The sequence below is a fragment of the Thioalkalivibrio sp. AKL8 genome (genome assembly GCF_000380525.1).
In the GTDB taxonomy this organism is placed as follows: domain Bacteria; phylum Pseudomonadota; class Gammaproteobacteria; order Ectothiorhodospirales; family Ectothiorhodospiraceae; genus Thioalkalivibrio; species Thioalkalivibrio versutus.
The window spans coordinates 1-18,434 of sequence record NZ_AQYF01000001.1; the positions used below are offsets into that span (position 1 = coordinate 1).

An 18,434-nucleotide genomic window follows, 5' to 3' on the forward strand; every position below is an offset into this window, starting at 1 on the left:
GGTCCTGGAAGAATCGGGGACCACGGTCCGGCGGCCCTCGCGGTTGGCGAAGATCGGTTCCAGCCGACTGCGCAAGGCGCTCTACATGGCGGCGGTGGTGGCGACCCGGTACAACCCGGACGTGCGACACCAGCATCAACGTCTGCTGACACGCGGCAAGGCCAAGATGTCGGCGATCGGGGCGGCCATGCGCAAACTCCTGCACATCGCCTTCGGTGTGCTCAAATCCCAAACCCCGTATCAAGCCCGCCATGAAACTCCTTGCACCCCGTAGGGCAAGACGGTATCTACCGGGGATGCGAACAGGGCGGTGGGGTCAGAAGCCCGGGGTGTTTTTCTCCACCCAGCGGCTGCTGCCGTCGGTGAGGGTCTCGCGTTTCCAGAACGGGGCCTCGTGCTTCAGGCGTTCGAGGATGTCACTGCAGGCGTCGCGGGCGGCGATGCGGTGGGCGGACCAGGTGGCCACCAGCACCAGGGCATCGCCGGGACGCACATCGCCGACGCGGTGGGCCACATGGCAGCCCAGCAGCGGCCAGCGCGCCTCGGCCTCGGCGACGATGCGCTCCAGCTCGCGCTCGGTCATCCCCGGATAGTGCTCCAGGAACAGGCCGGTCACGTCCTCGTCCTCGTTGAAGTCGCGCATGCGGCCGACGAAAACGCTGGCCGCGCCGCGGGCGTTCGCCGGGATGGATTGCTCGGCCTGGCGGACGACCTCCCAGGGGTCGAAGTCGCGGGTGTGGATCTCGACCGCCACCCTAGCCCCCGGTCACCGGCGGGAAGTAGGCGACCTCGTCGCCATCGCGCACCGGGGTCTCCAGGCTCGCCTGTTCCTGGTTGACCGCGGCCATCAGGCGTTCCGGGGGGGCATCCTGGTGCAGGTGCCGCCACAGCTCGCCGACGGTCAGGCCTTCTCCGGGCAGGGCCACTTCTTCGCCCTGGCGGCCCAGTTCCTCGCGCAATCGCGCGAAATAGTGAACGCTTACGGTCATTCCGGCCCCTGTAAACATGACTGCGAGTCAAGCATTATAGCCGGCATGAACGAATTCACTCACTTCGATGCCGAAGGCCATGCGCACATGGTCGATGTTGGCGAAAAGTCCGTCACCCATCGCGTGGCGATCGCCGAGGGCCGGATCCACATGCAGCCGGACACCCTGCAGCGCATCCGCGAAGGCCGCCATGCGAAAGGGGACGTCCTGGGTATTGCCCGCGTGGCTGGCATCATGGGGGCCAAGAAGACCGGCGACCTGATCCCGCTTTGCCACCCGATCGGCCTGACCCGGGTGGCCCTGGATCTGGAGACGGAAGACACCGCCGTGCGCGTGCAGGCCACCTGCGAGGTGCACGCCCAGACCGGGGTGGAGATGGAGGCGCTGACCGCCGTATCCACTGCGCTGCTGACGGTTTATGACATGTGCAAGGCCGTGGATCGCGGCATGCAAATTGATGGTGTTCGCCTGCTCGAGAAACGCGGGGGCCGCAGTGGCACCTGGCGGGCCGAACCGAAAGGAGATTCCGAATGAAATGGATCAAGCGCCTGCTGGGCCTGATCGCCGTACTGATCCTGCTGGCCATCATCGTGGCCGCCTACCTGCTGATCACCTTCGATGCCAATGATTACAAGGAGCGCATCGAAGCGGAGGTGCAGGAAGCGACCGGGCGCGAGCTGACCCTCTCCGGGCCGATCGGCCTGACCCTGTTCCCCAGCCTTGGGCTGCGTCTGGAAGAGGTGCGCTTCGGCAATGCCGAGGGCTTTGGCGACGAGCCGTTCGCCGAGGTCGACGTGGTGGATGTCGCGGTGGCGGTGATGCCGCTGCTGCGCCGCGAGCTGGAGGTCCAGCGCGTGCAGGCCGACGGCGTGCGTCTGAACCTGGCGCGTGACGAACAGGGCCGCAACAACTGGGACGACCTGCTGGATCACGCGGGCGCCGCCCGCGACGAGGCCGTGGGTGCGGATGACGACGAGCGCACCACGACCGAGACCCGGCTGGCCCTGCAGCGCATCGACGTGGCCGGAATCTCCCTGACCAATGCCCGGGTGCACTGGGATGATCGCGAGACCGGCATGCAGGCCACCCTGGACCCGTTCGAGCTGCAGATTGGGCGCTTCCGCCCGGGCGTCGAGACGCGGCTGGATCTGGAAGCGGTCGTGCGCGCCGAGGGCGGCGATCTGGCCGAACCCGTGGAGCTCGCGCTCGACCTCGGCGGGCTGATGAACGTCGACCTGCTCAACGAGCGCTACTCCGTGCGTCGTCTGAACGCCACCCTGGGCCTCGACGGTGGTGGCTTGCCGCGCGCCGTGGGCATGACCCTGGAAACCGATGTCGCCCTGGAAATGGCCGACGCGATGTCCCTGCGCCTGGAGCGTCTGACGCTGGGTGTCGCCGGCGTGCGCATGACCGGGTTTGCCGAGCTGTCCGAGCTGGATGGCGAGCAGCCGCAGATCCGGAGCGAGATGCGCACCAACACCTTCAACCTCAAGGACGTGTTGACCGACCTGGGAATGGACGCCCCCAGAACCAGCGATCCGGATGCCCTGGCCCGGGTTGCCCTGGACCTGTCCGCCCACGGCAGCTTCCAGGCGTTGAACATGGACCCGTTCCTGATCACCGTGGATGACGCCATGCTGAGCGGTTCCGCGGGCTGGGATGGCCGCGGCGAACGTCCGCTGATTACCTTCGATGTCTCCGGCGAGCGCCTGAATCTCGACCGCTACCTGCCGCCGGAAGTGGAAGAGGCGCGCACGGAAAACGGCAATGGCAATGGCGAAGCCGACGAGGATATCGCCATCGAGTTGCCGCTGGAGGCCCTGCGCAGCGTCGATGTGGATGGCAGCGCGGCGCTGGGCCGCCTCGACGTGATGGGCATGGTCCTGCGCAACATCGAGCTGCAGATCCGCGCCGAGGCGGGCGACTGGAATATCCAGCCCCTGAATGCCGCGGCCTACGACGGCGAGCTGAGCAGCCGCCTGCGCCTGGACGCGCGCCACGATGCCCCGCGCTACGAGCTGGCAGCCGACCTGCAGGCCCTGGATATCGGGGCCCTGCTGGAAGACTTTCAGGGCGACGATGCGCGCCTGATGGGTACTGGCAACCTGGAGCTGGACATTGCCACCCGGGGCGAGCTTCTGAGCGAGCTGAAGGGTGCCCTGAACGGCTCCGGCAACATGCGCTTCGAGGATGGCGCCGTTCGCGGCATCAACGTGGCCCAGATCATCCGCCGGGCCGAGGCCCGTCTGCGCGGGGAGTCGCTGGAGGAGGAAGAACCCAACCAGACCGATTTCAGCGAACTGACCGGCAGCTTCACCATTCGCGACGGCATCGTGCGCAACGAGGACCTGGCGGCCAGCTCGCCCCTGCTGCGGGTGAGCGGCGAAGGCCAGGCCGACCTGAACGACGACACCCTCGACTACCGCGTGAACAGCACCGTGGTCGGCACGCTGGAGGGCCAGGGTGGCCGGGAACTCGACGATCTACGCGGCGTGACGCTGCCGATCCGCATCAGCGGCACGTTCACCGACCCGAGCTTCCGTCTCGACCTGGAGGACGCCCTGCGGGACCGTTACGAGGGCGAGGTCCGCGAACGCGTGCAAGAGGAAGAGGATCGTGTCCGCGAACGCCTGGACGAGGAAGAAGAGCGCGCCCGCGAGCGCATTGAGCAGGAGTCCGACCGGCTCCTGGATCGCTTCCGCAGTCGCTGATCACCCGCGGCGCCCGCCCCCGGTGCGGGTGCCGCCATGGTCGATTCGCCCATGAACGCCTTCGCCGAGCGGCTGCTCGCCTGGTTCGATCGCCACGGCCGCCAGGACCTGCCGTGGCAGCATCCGCGCACGCCCTATCGGGTGTGGGTCTCCGAGATCATGCTGCAGCAGACCCGGGTGGAGACCGTCGTCCCCTACTTCCTGCGCTTCATGGAGCAGTTCCCCGACGTGCAAAGCCTTGCCACGGCCCCGCAGGACGCTGTGCTGCACCAGTGGTCGGGGCTTGGCTATTACGCCCGTGCGCGCAACCTGCACCGCGCCGCACAGGTGGTGGTCGAGGAACACGGGGGCGTATTCCCCGCCGAGCGCGCGGGCCTGGAACAACTGCCGGGCATCGGGCGCTCCACCGCCGCCGCCATCATCGCCCAGGCGCACGACGTGCCCGAGGCCATCCTGGATGGCAATGCCAAGCGCGTACTCGCCCGTCACGCGGCGATCCACGGCTGGCCGGGCAGTACCGCCGTCCAGCGCGAACTGTGGGCCGAGGCCGAGGCGCGTACCCCTGCCACACGCTGCGCGGATTACACCCAGGCGATCATGGACCTGGGCGCCCTGCTCTGTTCTCGCAGCCGCCCCGCCTGTGAGGCCTGCCCGGTGCACGCGGACTGCGGCGCCGCGCAGCAGGGCCTGACCGGCATGCTGCCTTCGCCCCGGCCGCGCCGCGATCTGCCCACACGCACGCGTTGGGCCGCCTGTCTGCGGGCGCCGGAGGGTATCGCGTTGATCCAGCGCGAACAGGACGGTATCTGGGGCGGGCTCTACAGCCTGCCCGAGGCCGAAACCGCCGAGGCCCTGGAAGACTGGGTGCTCGTTCAGTGGCCCGGTGCTACCCCGTCCGGTGCCGATCACGGGCTCCAGCACAGCTTCAGCCACTACCGCCTGGATCTGCGCATCCGGCCCTTCGACCTCCCGGCTGGCGCGTGTGGGATCATGGAAGGGAACAGGGTGATTTGGTATAAACCCGGCACATCACGGGCGGTCGGCATCCCGGCCCCCATCCAGCGTTATCTGCACGACGACAAGGATCCCGGCAATGGCACGAACCGTTAACTGCGTGAAACTCGGCAAAGAGGCGGACGGGCTCGACTTCCCGCCCTATCCCGGCGAGATGGGCAAGAAGATCTACCTGAACGTGTCCAAGGAGGCCTGGCAGGCCTGGCTGAGCCACCAGACCATGCTGATCAACGAATACCGCCTGACCCCGGTCGACCCCAAGGCGCGCAAGTTCCTCGAAGAGGAAATGGAGAAGTTCCTGTTCGGCGACGGTTCGGAAAAGCCGGAAGGTTTCGTCGACCCGAACGCCTCCTGAGTCGCAGTTTTCCGCGGCTCGTATCGATCTGGCGGTCCCGCGCGCTTGACGTGGGGCCGCCGGACGGCTTTAATACCGCCCTTCGTCCGCAGGACGATTCCCCCGAAGTATGGCCGGGTAGCTCAGTCGGTAGAGCAGGGGATTGAAAATCCCCGTGTCGGCGGTTCGATTCCGTCCCCGGCCACCATTATTTCCCCCTTGTGGCACCATCTTTCCCATGAGCGTTCGCCATATCCTGCGCATGGGACACCCCGACCTGCGTCGCGTCTGCGACCCGGTACCCGAATCCGATTTTGACAGGCCCGACCTGCACGCCCTGGTGGACGACCTCGTCGACACCATGCACGCCAACGAAGGGCTCGGCCTGGCCGCCGCCCAGATCGGTGTGCCTCAACGCGTTGCCGTGATCGAGATCGAGCCCGGTAACAGCCGCTACCCCGATGCTGTGCCCACCGGCCGCCTGGTTCTCGTCAACCCGGCCGTGACCGTGCTCGACCCGACGCCGCAGCGCTACTGGGAAGGCTGCCTCTCCGTACCCGGCCTGCGTGGCGAAGTTGCGCGACCGCGGCACATTGCCGTGGACTACCGCGAGCCGGACGGAACGCCGTGCCATCTGGAGCCCGAAGGCTTTCTCGCCACCGTCTTCCAGCACGAGATCGACCACCTCGACGGCAAGCTCTACATCGACCGCCTCACCGACACCACGCGCCTCGCCTTCCTCGACGAATACCGCGAATTCCACGCCGCTGACTGACGGTGCGGATGATGAACTGCTACCGCTTTACGTTCGCACTTCCAGGCGAACCATCCACTCCGTCCTGGATTCCGGGACGAATCTCTATACGCAACTGATTTGCCGCTCAAAAAGGCTTAACAATCTGGTCTGGAGCCGGTGAAAGACCGTTTTTTCGCGCAAGATGCGGCGAGAGTGACCCGTCAGCCAGGACGTGGCGTTTAAGCGGTTAAAATCGCTGGCAAGCCCGAAATAAGGGATAAGGATGGATTGCGTTCATGGATCAGCAGCTTATTGTGGTCCGACCCTATTAGCCGGGAACGGCGTGGTGGGATGCTTCAGAGAGGGACGCCGCAGGGCAAAAGGCAAGGTTTGACCCCGTGGTCCACGTATGCGCTCAGCCCCTATTCCAGCTCGAAGGCACACTCATAGCCCCATAGGTAGCATGTCCACCACGGCGGTCGCTCCTGCTCCCCGTTGTCGGGCAGTTCACGAGTGTTCATTGGGCGGGACACCCGTTGCACGACTGGATCAGTTCCATGCAGACCGGGTTGCTCGGGTTTTCTAGCTTCAACGCGTATGCTTTCTCATGGAGAGTTCATCCATTGAGACCCACATAAAGAACCTAGGAGATCGCATGAAAAACCGGGCCCCTGTAGCAGTTGGTCTCGCCTTGCTTCTTGCTGCGTCAGCTCCACTGCACGCGGCAAACGAGTTTCAGTCGAGAGGTCATATACAAAACGATCGTGGTCAGAACTGCACCTACATTCAGACGACCGACCACAAGAGTAGATACTTTCACGAAACATTAACGGGTCGAGTTGGCACAATTACCTTTGACGATCCGGGGTGCATGTCAGAACACGACGTGGGGATGGATACTAATCTGATGATGATCAATAACATCATTTCTCGCTGGTACTCGCATCGTGATGCGGACTTTAAGACGAGAGCCGATGAGCTTTACCCGGGGAGCATGATGCAGAAAAGAGGATACTGCATTCAGTCGAACAAATACCCGGCTATCGGGATTACAGTGGATTATGAGATTCGTGACGCATCGATTGTACGTGTGAAGCACGGTAGCAGCGTCCAGGGGTGCACGCGCTAGCAGGTTGTTGAGTTTCAAAGGGGGGGGGGTAAAAGTGAAGCGTATAATGACATTGGTGGTATTTTCTTTTTCGGTTACCGCACTTCCTGCTTGGGGAATGCAAGGAACTACGAATGAAGGTTACGTTGCATGCCTTCAGGAGCAATGGATCCAAGATATGGTGTCATTCGTAGGTGCAGACGATATGGGCAGCTTCGAGGCCTACATAGAACAGGGGCGCTGCGTGGTCATGCAGGGAGGCCAAAAAGTAACCGTCACTGATAGCCCCGGGATGTTTGGCGGCCGAACGGGATTTGTCTTTCGAGGTACTAAGTTGTGGACCTTGAGGGAGGGGATTAGCTACGGGCAGTGAGAAAGGTCCAAAGAAGTCTCCCCGGGACGGCCCAGCGGGAGGTTACCCGCGACTTCCTCTGGCCTCCCTCCAGATGATGCCGGGGCCCATGCTAAGAATCCCCGCCGTTACCGCCCCATCGGGCGGCTTCACTGGCATACGCAACCGTCCCTCGTTTAGGCGCCGCAGGGCTACCAGGTGAAGCGCGCGGCCACATTCGGCTGCACCGACGGGCCGATGTTGCCCTCGATCTGCGCCACGTCGAGGGCGTGAAGACCAGATTGGCACGACGAAAGAGCGAGATGACGAGGCTGTTTTGGTTTATGCTGGTTAACGGTTGGTTTATCGCGTAGGGGGGGAGAGCCCTAGGTAGGCCGCCGAAGGCAGTTAAATTGAATTTCAAGGGGGAATGAGTATGAGGATCTTGATTCTAGCCGCTGTAGCAGTGTTTATGAGTCTTCCAGCATTGGCTGGGTCTGGCCCTGTAACCATGGGGTCTGGCTATCAGACTGACACCGTGTTTCATGGTGGCGGTTGTCGGAAGAGTTCACCGCCCGGCCAGTGCTGTCATAAAAATCATTCGACGGGAAGAGTGCACTGTCACTAAGGGCAAAAGGCAAGGTTCGACCCCGAAGTTCACGAAGTTCAGATCTGCTTCAGATACGTTATCAACTCTCTGGCCGCCTGCAAGGCGGCCTCAGCCTCGTCTTTGTTCGCGTGTCCGCCCCTGTGGACTATAGAGTTCCGTTTCTCGGAAGCGCTTTTGAACCGCGGCCAGAAGTACTGTCCCTCGAGTTCCACACCGGTGAGCGCGTTGTAGAGCTTTCGGTGCTTATCGTTCGCAAGGTTATGTCCGTTCATCAGGCCATCTACGGCTTCGCCCAGGGTCTCCAGATTCTTGGCCGAGTACGCAGCGTCGAAAGCGCGTTCGGCAGCAACCTCACAAGCCATTAGCAACGTCACGATCGAAATGTTGAAGTGCCCCTGATCAATCAGGCTCCGAGCAATGGTCAGCAGCGCGTTTGGGTACGTGACGACGGTAGCGGTAACGCTAGCTGAAGCGGTGACCGAATCCGTTATCTCAACTGAAAAATTCCTGCGAGTCGAGCCGCACCTGGGACAGGGCTGACGCTTCTCGACAGAAGTGCTACCCAGCTCAGTGAGCGTTTCACCACAATTCCCACAGACAGTCGAATCTGCCATGGCTTCCTTCCTTCTATAAAAGGGACGACTGGGCCTGTCCAAAACTTCACGGAACAGCTTGCCGAAAATGTTTGATAACGCGTCTGTCTGGGCCTAACGTCCGAACTCAGGTGACCGCTGGCGCGTCGCTCCTATCGTCGCGCTGCGCCAGCGGTCACCTGAAGTGCCGTGTTGGGGCAATTGTTTATGCTTCGCAAGATACTCACCGGCTTTGCCACTCTCAATCGCCTCAAATATGTGTTCTTTCGCTTCGTCAATAGTGGAGAAAACCAATTTTCCTTTGGCGCCATTCATCGCAATACGATATGAGCCATCACTTGACATTATAACGACGGAAATCTTTTTTGTTTGATTTTGTGTATATTTCCGCTTAATTTCCATCTGCTTGATTGAATGAATCGTCTTTTTCTGTCTTCATGGCGTTTTTTTGAGTCGGCGAGGTTCGAAGCGACCTCTGTGTCCGTCGAGGAGTCACAACAGTATGTTCCGACCTTCATAGTGCCCCATCTGTCATGAAACACAAAGAATTGGTGACGTAAACTACTGCCACATAACTCACAGGTGCCAATAAGATCGCCCAGATCATCATAACCAACGTATTCCCAGCCGAACCTAGGAGGTATTATCCCATGCTCTGCCGCATGGCATCCCTTGCATAGCGTAGCGCAGTCCGTGTATGCATATTCCCACGGGAGTTTGTTTGGAATATAGCGCTTGTTATGAACTTGCAAGTAAACGTCTGGCTCGCCGCGCCCACAGACACTACAAACGCTGCCATCTAGCTCAATGACTTCGTCTCTAAAGTCCTTCCAATGTTTTCGAGCGTATCCTTTCATTCTCTGATTATCGCCCTAACATTAGATTCGAGGGCGTCAGTCATATTGGTGATATGCGGGTTCTGCATGTTGCCCCGGGGGTCTCGTGTTTCAGGTAAAGCGTTATTGGTAAACCATTCTTTTATCATGGTAGTAAGTGTCGCGTCGAGTGGTAGCGCGCCACACACGCTCGGACCAGGATTAATCGGCGTTTGGTGATGTCTTACATCGGTCTGTCGGTCGAACGTGGGTGAGACTCAGGGGAAGGTTTGCGGGTGGAATGGTTCGGCTCGAGACGGGGATATCCGCGGTACGGGCGTTAGATAGCACGGTCCTAGACAGAAACGGGATATCACCGTTATCCCGGAATTGGCGTAACCGGGAAGAGAGAGCAGGCGGTCTCTGGGAGTTGGGGGTTCTGCAGTAGCCGTGGCGGCGTTCCCTGGTACGATCCGGCTGGAGTAAACGGAGAGCCGGTGTTGGAAACGCTCACGGAAGTGAATCAGGCGGTGGTGGTCTGCGGCATTCTGGAGGATGCACAGGGGCGTATCTTTCTGGCGCGTCGCGGGGCCGATCAGGCGCTGGCGGGATGTTGGGAATTCCCCGGGGGCAAGGCAGAGCCGGGCGAAAGCCTGGAGGCTGCGTTGTGCCGCGAATTCCGTGAAGAGCTCGCGATGGAGATACGGGTGGGGGAAGAGGTCGGGCGCACACCGATTCCGGGTAATGGGGGCCTTGAGCTGGTGGCGCTGCGGGCGTGGACGGAAGATGAGAGCCCGGTGCTGACGGTGCACGATCACTGGTGCTGGTTGTCGCCATTGGAGGCTCAAGGGCTCGAGCTTGCGCCTGCGGACATCCCATTGCTCGAAGCCTTTATTGCCGCACGTTCCGGATGAGCCGAGATAACGCCGCCAAATCCCTGTCCGGTGCCCAATGGGTCGGTCTGCATGAACGGTTGGATACGCCTCGGGTACGGCAGGCGCTGGAGGCCTTGGGGCTGGAGGAGCACGCCCGCTGGAGCCAGGGCCTGGAGGGCGACGATCTCGCGATGAGCCTGGTCGCCGAGCTGGCCCAGCGGCTCGGGGAGCGCGCGGGTGAGCTGCGCGAGAAGGGACACGAGGACTGGACCCGGGCCGTGCAGGGGCTGGCGGATGCGCTGGCTGCGGCGGGGCATCCGCTATCCGGGATCGAGGAAGACCTTCCCCGGCCGCCGTTTCGGCAGTTGTTGGAGGTGCGCTCTCCGGCTGCCGACCAGGTGGGGCAACAGGAGACACCGCGGCCGGACATACCGTTGGCGCTGTCCAGCCTGCTCACCGGGTCCGATCGCACGCCGAGTCTGGTGACGCAGATCGAGAAGGAGCTGGCCAGTGCGGAGCGGGCCGATTGGCTGGTGTCCTTCATCAAGTGGAGCGGGATTCGCGCCCTGCGCGAAACGCTGAAGCGCTTTACCGAAACCCCGACCGCTGATGGCGCACCCAGGCTGCGGATCGCGACGACCTCGTACCTCGGGGCCACGGATCTGAAGGCGATCGAGTTTCTGCTAAGCCTGCCGAACACGGAGATTCGGGTCTCGTACGACACGCACCGCACGCGCCTGCACGCCAAGGCCTACCTGTTTCATCGAAGCACGGGGTTCGGTAGTGCCTATATCGGCTCGGCGAATGTCTCGCGCGTGGCGATGGATGAGGGGCTGGAGTGGACGGCCAAGGTCAGCGAGTACGAGCTGCCGCACATGTGGCGCCAGATCCAGACCTCGTTCGAGGCGCATTGGGCAGACCCGGCGGAGTTCGAACCGCTCACCACCGATGACCTTCCCCGCCTGCAACAGGCACTGGAATCGGAATCCAGCTCGGGGCCCGGGGCGCAGAAAGACGCCACCGCGTTCTTCGACCTGCGGCCTTACGCTTTTCAGCAGGAGATCCTGGAGGACATCCAGCGCGAACGCCGTTCGGGCATCGACCGCCATCTGGTGATCGCCGCCACCGGGACCGGCAAGACCATGATCGCCGCGTTCGACTATCGGCGCTTTGCGCGTGAGCAGGCGGATAAGGGGCGTCCGTCGTTGTTGTTCATCGCGCACCGCGAGGAGATCCTGCGTCAGGCAATGGCGAGCTTCCGCCAAGTGCTGCAGGACCACGAATTCGGTGACTTGCTGGTGGGTGGGGCGCGCCCGAGTCAGGACCGCCATCTGTTCTGTACGGTGCAGAGCTGGAATGCGCGAGACCTCGACCGGCTGGCCCCGGAGCATTTCGATTACGTGGTGCTGGATGAGGCGCACCACAGTAGCGCCGGCAGTTACCAGCGCATCCTCGACCATGTGCGGCCCAAGTGCCTGCTGGGCCTGACGGCGACGCCGGAGCGCACGGATGCCGACGATATCCGCCAGCACTTCGGCCACCGCTACACCCATGAGATCCGCCTGCCGGATGCGATCGAGCGGCGCCTGCTGGTCCCGTTCCATTACTTCGGTGTGGCCGACCATGAGTCCGTGGATCTGAGCCGGGTGAGCTGGCGGCGCGGGGGCTATGACGCCGAAGAACTGGAAGGGGTGTTCACCGGCAACCGGGCGCGCGCCGATTGGGTCCTGCAGCAGGCCCATGAACACGCGACGGATCTCGGCTCGGTTCGCGGGTTGGGCTTTTGCATCAGTCGAGCCCATGCCCGGTTCATGGCCGAGCATTTTTCGGCCAAGCAGGTGCCCAGCGCGGTGCTAACCGGCGACAGCTCGGATCATGAGCGGCAGTCGGTACAGCGCGACCTGCGCGAGGGGCGCATCCGCTTCATCTTTACGGTGGACCTCTATAACGAAGGCGTGGACCTGCCGGAGGTGGACACCGTTTTGCTGCTGCGCCCGACCGAGAGCCTGACCGTCTACCTGCAGCAGATGGGCCGCGGACTGCGGTTGCACGAGGGCAAGCCACACCTGACCGTGCTGGATTTCGTGGCGCCGCAGGATCGGCGTTTTCGTTATGCCGATCGGTTCCGGGCCTTGAGCGCGCGGCCGGAGAAACGGGTGGATCACCAGATCCAGGAGGGCTTCCCCTGGTTGCCCAGCGGCTGCCTGATCCACCTCGACCGCCTGGCCACCCAGCGGGTCCTCGACAACATCCGTGCACAGATCAACCGCCAGCGCCCGCAGATCGTGCGCGAGCTGAAGGCCTGTTTCCAGGAGGACATCGACTCCGCGAGCCTGTCCAGGATGCTCGACTGCCTGCATATGGATGATGCCGAAGACCTGCTGCGCAAGGACCTGCCCTCCCGGCTGCGCGCAGACTGCGGAGGAGAATCGACCGAAGCCCTGGGGCCCTATGCCAGCAGCCTCAAACGCGGGCTGCAGCGCCTGGCACGGTGTGACGATCGGCAGTTGCTGGAAACCCTGCAGACCCATCTGGCGCAGCCGGCGGCGAACGTGGAACAGCTTGGCGAAGAGGATCGGCTTCGACTGGCCCTCGTCCACAGCACGCTATGGGGCAAGACACGGCCGGGGGATGGGGACCTCTCGGCCGTGGACGGTTTCGTCCGCGAACAGCGCCCCCTTTACCGGGATCTGCAGGAGGTCGCCGCTTGGCGACACGAGCGCATCGTCCCCGCCAGCGGCATCACATTCCTGGAGCAGACCGGTCCGTTGGAACTGCACGCGTCCTATACCCGCGAGCAGATCCTGCTGGCGCTCGGCCTCGGTAGCCTGGAGAAGCCCATCACTCAGCAGGAGGGTGTCCGGCACGTACCGGAACGGCGCGTGGATGCGCTGTTCGTCACCCTGGAAAAATCCGAGCAGGAGTTCTCCCCCACCACCATGTACGAGGACTACGCCCTCAACGAGCGGCGGTTCCACTGGCAGTCGCAGTCCGGCACCTCACCCAGCTCGGAAACCGGGCAGCGCTACATCTACCACGAACAGCTCGGTTACACCCCCATGCTGTTCATACGTCCGGCCAAGCGCGACACCACCGGATTGAGCCAGCCATTCACCTTCTGCGGCCCGGTGCGCTACCAGCGCCACGAAGGCAGCAAGCCGATGAGCATCGTCTGGGAGCTGGATTACGAACTGCCCGCCCGGCTCCTGCACCTCGCCCGTCGGACGGTCCTGTAAAGGAAGAAGTACAGGCTTGCTTGAGTGCTGGTTGCCTGGGGATTTGCTCTCAGGTGGGTAGCGCGGCCTGGAGCTGCCGCAAGGCGGGCAGATATCCCGGCAGCCGGGAGTAGAGTTGCTCGGCCAGCTTCTCGTCGTAGGTGTGCGAGGCGCGGTTGCGGTCATCCAGCATGGCGAGCCAGATGGCCTCATCCGATATCCAGCTCTGGCTCAGAGCCAATCGCAGGCAGGATCGTGGCGACGCGCACTCCAGCCCTTCGGGCACCGCGGCTGCCTTTACGGATTTCCACGCCAGTTCGAAGGTGAATTCGAAACGCTGGATGCTGGCATCCCGGGCCAGGTCGCTGGTGGGCGCCTGCAGGGCTTCTTCAAGCCGGCCGAGGGCCTTGCCGAAACTGTCGCGGACGGTGGTCAAAGCGGGATTCCCTCGCTTTCGATTTCCTTGCGCAATTCATCGCTGACCTCGGTCATATCCACCAGGTCGAAGGTGTAGAGGGTGCGCAGGTCCTCGATGTGCCCGCGGAGTCGGCCCCAGTCGCTGATGGAAACCTCCTTGGCAGGCAGCACGGCGAGGTCGATGTCCGAGTTCCACCGAGCGGTGCCGCGTGGCCAGGACCCGAACCAGAACACCTTTGCATCCTGGCCGAATTCTTCGCGTACGAGTTCCGCGGCCGCATGCGCGAGGTGGTTCACACGTTCGCGGGGCGGGAGTGCCTCTGCCGTGTTTCCGGTGCTGGCGTGGAGGGTCGATGCCATGTTTCGGACCGCCTTGGGCTTTGGCTCGACTATAGCATTCGGCCCTCAATGCCTGGGAGATACGGATCAGGCGGTCTGTAGCGCCGTCTTCTGTTCCCAGGCGAGGGCATGGCGGACGATGAGGTCGAGGTCGGCGTAGCGCGGTTCCCAGGCGAGGGTCTGGCGGATGCGGCGGGCGTCGGCCATCAGGGCGGGTGGGTCGCCTTCGCGGCGCGGGCCGAGGGTGACGGGGAAGTCGACGCCGCTGGCGCGTTTCACGGCGTCGATGACCTCGAGCACGCTGTAGGCGTGGCCATATCCGCAGTTGAGCACCTGCGAGTTGCCGCCACCGTTGAGGTGTTCCAGGGCGCGGACGTGGGCGGCGGCGAGGTCCTCGACGTGGATGTAGTCGCGTTCGCAGGTGCCGTCGCGGGTGGCGTAGTCGGTGCCGAATACGGTGATGCCGTCGCGCTGGCCGGTGGCGGCCTGGCAGGCGACCTTGATCAGGTGGGTGGCGTCCGGGGTGGCCTGGCCCAGCCGGCCTTCGGGGTCGGCGCCGGCGACGTTGAAGTAGCGCAGGCTGATGTAGCGCAGGTCGGAGGCGGCGCCCAGGTCCATGAGCATGCGCTCGGACATCATCTTGGAGGCGCCGTAGGGGTTGATCGGTTGTAGCGGTGCGTCCTCCGCGACCGAGACGGTGTCGGGGATACCGTAGACGGCGGCGGTGGAGGAGAACACGAAGTAGCGCACGCCGGTGGCGGCGCAGGCCTCCAGCAGGTTGAAGGTGTTGCGGGTGTTGTTGCCGTAGTACTTGATCGGGTCGGTGACCGATTCCGGCACGATGATGTGCGCGGCGAAGTGCAGCACGCCGTCGAAGCCGCGTTCGAGCGTTTCTCGCAGGCGCCCGGTATCCGCCAGGTCGCCGACGACCAGCTCGGTATTCCCCACGGCCCAGGCGTGCCCGGTGCTGAGGTTGTCGTACACGGTGACGTCGTGCCCGCCCCTGCGCAGATGCTGCAGGACATGGCTGCCGATGTATCCGGCACCGCCCGTTACCAGCAGATTCATCCGTCGCCCCCCGGTTGTGATGGGTTGGGGCTGGCGGGGCGCGTCAGGGGTCCGGCGGTGCCGGGCGACGGCCGTATTGCCAGCGATACCACAGAATACCGAGGTACTCGTGCATGGCGAGCCAGCTGGTGCGCATGGCGTTAGCCTGGGGTTTGAAGGCGCCTAACGACAGCCTCGTGTCGTGGGCGACGAAGGCGCCGGTCGGGGCCGGGATGGCCTCCAGCCCGGCGCGTTCGAATGCCGCTGTGGCGCGCGCCAGGTGGTGCGCATGGGTGACCAGCAGGACGCGTTGTATGCCGCGTTCGTGCAACAGCGCGGCCGCGTGCCGGGCATTGCCTTCCGTGTCGCGCGCACGGGTTTCCTGCCACACCGGACTGACGCCGAACTCCGCGAGGACCTCGGCCATCCAGCGGGCTTCCGGTTCCCGGTCCTCCGGGCCGCCACCGGTGGCGACCACGGGGAGTCCGGTTTGCCGGTGCAGGGCGGCGGCGTAGCGCAGTCGCACCAGGGCCAGGTCGTTGACCGTTTCGCCGGAGAATTCCACCGCACCACTGCGATACCCGGCGCCGAGCACGACGATGGCCTCGGCGTGTTCCAGCGCGGCCGTGTCGGGCGGCGAGTAGGCGGCCTGCAGCGGGGCCATGAGGGCGTGACTGACGGGCGGGATGCTGAACGCGTAGGTCAGGAGCAGCCCGCCGGTCAACAGGGCCTTGCCCGCCAGGGTCCGGTACAGAAGCAGGCCCGCCAGGGCCAGCAGGAGCGGGCCGCTGGGCGGGAGCAGAAACCAGTCGGCAAGGAAGCGGAGAGACAGAAACTCCACGGGACACTCCTGTTCGGTGGAGGTAGATGGCCCGACGTCTCCGTAACACGAACGTTAGTCCTGGAGCGCCGGGAATGAAGACCTTACGTGGACTCTGTTCATACCCGAGGCCTAACATCAAGTTGCTTGTGGAATCCGGTATTCCCGGTAAGCGTAGCCAGTTTCCGCGACCTTTGAGGTGCGGTGCGGGCCCCGTTCCCGGTCGGGTGAAGCCTCTAACAACCGCCAGAATCTCCAAGGGGGAGTCGTGATGTCCCTGATCAATGCTCCAAAGGCCGGGTCGAAGTCCGGGCCAAGGTTTGGCTTCGTCATCCTGCTGCCGGCCTTGTTGCTGGCAGGCTGTGCCACGACGGATTACCCGGAGGCCCCGACCTCCATCGAGCGCACGGTGATCGAGCAGTACATCATCGGTCCCGGCGATTCCCTGCAGGTATCCGTGCGCGGCAACCCGGATCTTTCCACCGGCGTCTCGGTACGCCCCGACGGGCAAATTACGACCCCGTTGGTCGAGGATGTCCAGGCGAGCGGGCAGACGCCCACGGAGCTGGCCCGTGTGATGGAGGAGGAGCTGTCCCGCTTCCTGCGTGACCCGATCGTCACGGTGATGGTGACCGGTTTTGCCGGGCCCTATAGTCGCCAGATCCGCGTGATCGGGCAGGCCGCCGCGCCGCAGGCGCTGCAATATCGCGAGGAGATGAGCGTGATGGATGTGATGATCGCGGTGGGCGGCATCACCGAATTTGCCGCTGGCAATCGCGCAGTGATCGTGCGTAACGAGAATGGCGAGCGCAAGCAATATGGGGTGCGCCTGGACGACCTGGTCAACGGTGGCGATATCTCGGCCAACGTGGACATGCTGCCCGGTGACACGCTGATCATTCCTGAACGACGCTTCTGACGAACCCGGAACGGGGGGCCGGTTTCCGGGTGGGTGGGCCTTTGAGGCACCGCCCGGGAACGACCGCCCCCATTGATCGGGCTCGGGGACGGTAGCCATGGACCCCCTGAAAAGGACAAACAACTCTTCTGTGCACGCGCCTCGGCGAGGCGGCTAGTCGTGCGCATCTTTGGCCACTACATCCGCCGCCGCGTCCTGATGCTCGCGGGCGCGGAGTTGCTCGTGGCGTATCTGTGCCTGTATGCGGTGCTGACCCTGCCGCCCTTCCAGCCGGAGGCTCTCAGCCTGCTGGACCCCCAGCTGATGGTGGCGACGCTGGTCGTCCTGGTCGTCCTCACTCTGGCCGGCCTGTACGAATCCGACTACCTCGCGACCCGCAGCACGCTACGGTCGCTACTGCGCCTGGTTCCGGCCATCCTGGTGGTGGGCGGGCTGCTGCTGGCCTATGGCGCCATGGTCCCGGCTGCGCTGTTTTCGCCGATCGCAGTCGGCGGCGGCGTGCTGCTCCTGCTGACCGGTCTGGTCGCCGAAAGGACCCTCTGGCGCAACTTTTCCGATGCGGATGCCTTCAAGCGCCGGGTCCTGGTGCTGGGCACCGGCAGCCGGGCCTGCGCGATCGACACGATCCATCCGGACAAGTATTCGGAAGAGCTGCCGTATCGGGTCCTCGGGTACATCGCTACCCAGGGCGAGAAGGATTGCGCGCGGGATCCGGGACGCCATTTCCAGCTCGGGAGCGATGCCAGCCTGCTGGACATGGCGCGTGAGCACCGAGTACACGAGATCGTGGTCGCGATCCGCGACCGACGCCACAACCTGCCGATCGGGCAGCTGCTTGAGTGCAAGCTCAACGGGGTTGCCGTTACCGACGTCTCGAGCTTCTTCGAGCGCGAATTGCAGAAGGTCCAGCTGGACTCGCTGAACGCCAGCTGGTTGATCTTCGGCGAAGGCTTCCGGCAGCACTGGACGCGCAACGCGGTGAAACGAACGTTCGATGTGCTGGCCAGCGCCACACTGCTGGCGGCGACCCTGCCGGTGATGCTGGCCACCGCCCTGGCGATCAAGCTGGAGAGTCGCGGCCCGGTGTTCTACTGGCAGACCCGGGTGGGTCAGGGGAACGTCCCGTTCGAGGTCTGCAAGTTCCGCAGCATGCGCGAGGACGCCGAGGTCGATGGCGTCGCGCGCTGGGCGGTGCATGACGACGACCGCATCACCCGTGTCGGGCGCATTATCCGCAAGCTGCGCATCGACGAACTGCCGCAGGTTATCAATGTCTTCCAGGGCAGCATGTCGTTCGTCGGACCGCGCCCGGAGCGGCCGGTGTTCGTCGGACAGCTCACCGAGCAGATCCCCTATTTCCCCGCGCGCCACACCATCCGTCCGGGGATCACCGGCTGGGCTCAGGTGCGGTATCCCTACGGGGCCTCGGTCGAGGATGCGCGGCAGAAGCTGCAGTACGACCTGTATTACGTGAAGAATCACACCCTGTTTCTGGACATCCTGATCCTGTTCGAGACCGTCAAGGTTGTACTGTTCGGCCGCGGGGCCCGCTGAATCCGCG

19 protein-coding genes and 1 tRNA gene are annotated in these 18,434 nt (G+C 63.7%); 12 read left to right on the forward strand and 8 right to left on the reverse strand.

Annotation, left to right across the window (positions count from 1 at the left end):
* A partial coding sequence (locus G335_RS0100005; protein ID WP_026148227.1) for a transposase occupies positions 1-274 on the forward strand: 274 nt, incomplete at its 5' end.
* Positions 275-316: 42 nt separating this feature from the next.
* Here the strand turns inward: G335_RS0100005 and G335_RS0100010 are convergent.
* Positions 317-754, reverse strand: coding sequence for a molybdenum cofactor biosynthesis protein MoaE (locus G335_RS0100010; protein ID WP_018175527.1), 438 nt, complete (start codon positions 752-754; stop codon positions 317-319).
* 1 nt (position 755) lies between these two features.
* Entirely contained in the window at positions 756-989 is a 234-nt protein-coding gene (gene moaD, locus G335_RS0100015) for a molybdopterin converting factor subunit 1 (protein WP_018144868.1), read from the reverse strand.
* Positions 990-1,034: 45 nt separating this feature from the next.
* Between moaD and moaC the strand changes: the two genes are divergently transcribed.
* From moaC to G335_RS14110, 7 genes are all read left to right on the forward strand, one after another.
* The gene (moaC, locus tag G335_RS0100020) at positions 1,035-1,523 is read left to right on the forward strand and encodes a cyclic pyranopterin monophosphate synthase MoaC (protein ID WP_018144867.1); all 489 of its coding nucleotides are present in this window, start codon (positions 1,035-1,037) and stop codon (positions 1,521-1,523) included.
* Positions 1,520-3,700 (forward strand): AsmA family protein, encoded by a 2,181-nt coding sequence (locus tag G335_RS0100025; RefSeq protein WP_018175528.1) that lies wholly within the window; start codon positions 1,520-1,522, stop codon positions 3,698-3,700. Before moaC ends, G335_RS0100025 begins: the two co-directional genes overlap by 4 nt.
* A 51-nt stretch (positions 3,701-3,751) precedes the next feature.
* A complete protein-coding gene (mutY, locus tag G335_RS0100030; protein ID WP_018175529.1) occupies positions 3,752-4,810 on the forward strand; it encodes an A/G-specific adenine glycosylase in 1,059 nt (352 codons plus the stop codon).
* Positions 4,794-5,069, forward strand: a complete 276-nt coding sequence (locus G335_RS0100035; protein WP_038032041.1) for an oxidative damage protection protein — start codon at positions 4,794-4,796, stop codon at positions 5,067-5,069. The genes mutY and G335_RS0100035 overlap by 17 nt, the downstream gene beginning before the upstream one ends.
* 111 nt (positions 5,070-5,180) lie before the next feature.
* Positions 5,181-5,256, forward strand: a tRNA-Phe gene (locus G335_RS0100040).
* A gap of 30 nt (positions 5,257-5,286) precedes the next feature.
* Positions 5,287-5,823 (forward strand): peptide deformylase, encoded by a 537-nt coding sequence (def, locus tag G335_RS0100045; RefSeq protein ID WP_018175530.1) that lies wholly within the window; start codon positions 5,287-5,289, stop codon positions 5,821-5,823.
* A 616-nt stretch (positions 5,824-6,439) separates the two neighbouring features.
* Positions 6,440-6,913: a hypothetical protein gene (locus G335_RS14110; RefSeq protein ID WP_155986092.1), complete on the forward strand. Its 474-nt coding sequence runs from the start codon at positions 6,440-6,442 to the stop codon at positions 6,911-6,913.
* Between the two features lie 976 nt (positions 6,914-7,889).
* Here G335_RS14110 and G335_RS0100060 read toward each other — a convergent pair.
* Positions 7,890-8,447 (reverse strand): zinc ribbon domain-containing protein, encoded by a 558-nt coding sequence (locus tag G335_RS0100060; protein WP_018175533.1) that lies wholly within the window; start codon positions 8,445-8,447, stop codon positions 7,890-7,892.
* 93 nt (positions 8,448-8,540) lie between these two features.
* Entirely contained in the window at positions 8,541-8,828 is a 288-nt protein-coding gene (locus tag G335_RS14115) for a hypothetical protein (protein WP_155986091.1), read from the reverse strand.
* Positions 8,829-9,741: 913 nt separating this feature from the next.
* On the opposite strand from G335_RS14115, the gene G335_RS0100065 reads away from it, so the two are divergent.
* Both G335_RS0100065 and G335_RS0100070 read left to right on the forward strand, forming a co-directional pair.
* Positions 9,742-10,155, forward strand: coding sequence for a (deoxy)nucleoside triphosphate pyrophosphohydrolase (locus tag G335_RS0100065; RefSeq protein ID WP_026304726.1), 414 nt, complete (start codon positions 9,742-9,744; stop codon positions 10,153-10,155).
* Complete coding sequence (locus G335_RS0100070) at positions 10,152-13,352, forward strand: DEAD/DEAH box helicase (protein ID WP_018175535.1); 3,201 nt, start codon at positions 10,152-10,154, stop codon at positions 13,350-13,352. Before G335_RS0100065 ends, G335_RS0100070 begins: the two co-directional genes overlap by 4 nt.
* Positions 13,353-13,401: 49 nt before the next feature.
* On the opposite strand, the gene G335_RS0100075 is transcribed toward G335_RS0100070, so the two are convergent.
* From G335_RS0100075 to G335_RS0100090, 4 genes are all read right to left on the reverse strand, one after another.
* The gene (locus tag G335_RS0100075; RefSeq protein ID WP_017941922.1) at positions 13,402-13,767 is read right to left on the reverse strand and encodes a nucleotidyltransferase substrate binding protein; all 366 of its coding nucleotides are present in this window, start codon (positions 13,765-13,767) and stop codon (positions 13,402-13,404) included.
* Positions 13,764-14,108 (reverse strand): nucleotidyltransferase family protein, encoded by a 345-nt coding sequence (locus G335_RS0100080; RefSeq protein ID WP_018175536.1) that lies wholly within the window; start codon positions 14,106-14,108, stop codon positions 13,764-13,766. The genes G335_RS0100075 and G335_RS0100080 overlap by 4 nt, the downstream gene beginning before the upstream one ends.
* Positions 14,109-14,174: 66 nt before the next feature.
* Positions 14,175-15,155: a UDP-glucose 4-epimerase GalE gene (gene galE, locus G335_RS0100085; RefSeq protein WP_018175537.1), complete on the reverse strand. Its 981-nt coding sequence runs from the start codon at positions 15,153-15,155 to the stop codon at positions 14,175-14,177.
* A gap of 43 nt (positions 15,156-15,198) precedes the next feature.
* The gene (locus G335_RS0100090) at positions 15,199-15,975 is read right to left on the reverse strand and encodes a YdcF family protein (RefSeq protein WP_018175538.1); all 777 of its coding nucleotides are present in this window, start codon (positions 15,973-15,975) and stop codon (positions 15,199-15,201) included.
* A gap of 250 nt (positions 15,976-16,225) precedes the next feature.
* On the opposite strand from G335_RS0100090, the gene G335_RS0100095 reads away from it, so the two are divergent.
* Positions 16,226-16,873, forward strand: coding sequence for an XrtA/PEP-CTERM system exopolysaccharide export protein (locus tag G335_RS0100095; RefSeq protein ID WP_018144849.1), 648 nt, complete (start codon positions 16,226-16,228; stop codon positions 16,871-16,873).
* Between the two features lie 159 nt (positions 16,874-17,032).
* The gene (locus tag G335_RS0100100) at positions 17,033-18,427 is read left to right on the forward strand and encodes a TIGR03013 family XrtA/PEP-CTERM system glycosyltransferase (protein WP_018144848.1); all 1,395 of its coding nucleotides are present in this window, start codon (positions 17,033-17,035) and stop codon (positions 18,425-18,427) included.
* Positions 18,428-18,434 lie beyond the last annotated feature (7 nt).